General features: G+C 74.4%; 1 protein-coding gene and 1 pseudogene. Both read left to right on the top strand.

Annotated elements, in window-relative coordinates:
• Window positions 1-259 precede the first annotated feature (259 nt).
• Window positions 260-1,018, top strand: coding sequence for an ATP-binding cassette domain-containing protein (locus AB0J52_RS41490; protein WP_500188769.1), 759 nt, complete (start codon window positions 260-262; stop codon window positions 1,016-1,018).
• Window positions 1,015-1,194, top strand: a pseudogene (locus tag AB0J52_RS41495) (sugar kinase); the annotation flags it as partial. The gene AB0J52_RS41490 and the pseudogene AB0J52_RS41495, both read left to right, overlap by 4 nt.

A 1,194-nucleotide genomic window follows, 5' to 3' on the forward strand; every position in this document is an offset into this window, starting at 1 on the left:
CTCACTCAGTCTCCCCCACTGGTCCTGTCTCCTTTGTGTGGCCGCGGGCCCGGGCCCCGGCCCCCCCGCCGGGGGGGGGCGCGGGCCCGCGCCCGCTTTCCCGCCGCCCGCACCGCCCTTCGAGGCCGCTCGCGCGGCCGGGAACGGCCGGGGGAGCGGGACCGGCGCGGTTACGGGACCGGACGGCCCGGCTGCTACGCTCGTCGGCCACGACCGCTCCACGCGCGCGGGCGGCGCGGCTTGGTGGGAGCCCCCCGGAATGTCACAGACCCCTGTGTTGGACCTGCGCGGCATCGACAAGAGTTTCGGGCCGGTCCGCGTCCTCCAGCAGGTCGACTTCACCGCCTACGCGGGTGAGGTGACCGCGCTCGTCGGCGACAACGGCGCGGGCAAGACGACGCTGGTGAAGTGCATCGGCGGGATCCACCCCATCGACGGCGGCGAGTACCTGTTCGACGGGCGCCCGGAGCGCCCGAACTCCCCCCGCGAGGCCGCCGCGCTCGGCATCGAGGTCGTCCACCAGGACCTCGCGCTCGCCGACAACCTCGACATCGTGCAGAACATGTTCCTCGGCCGCGAACGCCGCCGCGGGCTGCTGCTGGACGAGCCCGCGATGGAGGAGCTGGCGCGCCGGACGCTCGCCGAGCTGTCGGTGCGGACGATCGGGTCGGTCCGGCGGAGGGTGTCGGAGCTGTCCGGCGGGCAGCGGCAGACCGTCGCGATCGCGCGCGCGGTGCTGTGGGACTCGCGCGTGGTCGTGCTGGACGAGCCGTCCGCCGCGCTCGGCGTCGCGCAGACCCAGCAGGTGCTGGAGATCGTCCGGCGGCTCGCCGACCAGGGCCTCGCGGTCGTGCTGATCTCGCACAACATGAACGACGTGTTCGCGGTGGCGGACCGCATCACCGCGCTCTACCTCGGCCGCACGGTCGCGCAGGTGCGCGCCGCCGACGTCACGCACGCCCAGGTCGTCGAGCTGATCACGGCCGGGCGCAGCGAGTCGCTGGGGATCCCCGGATGAAGGCGGGACCGTCACAGGAGGACATCCGGCGGCACAACCTCGGCACGCTGCTGCGGTACGTCCATGTCCGCGGCCCGGCGTCGCGGGCGACGCTCGCCGAGTCGCTCGGCCTGAACCGCAGCACGATCATGGCGCTGACGGCCGACCTCACCGCGGCCGGGCTCGTCCGCGAGGAG

The sequence above is a fragment of the Spirillospora sp. NPDC049652 genome (genome assembly GCF_040675125.1).
Taxonomy (GTDB): domain Bacteria; phylum Actinomycetota; class Actinomycetes; order Streptosporangiales; family Streptosporangiaceae; genus Spirillospora.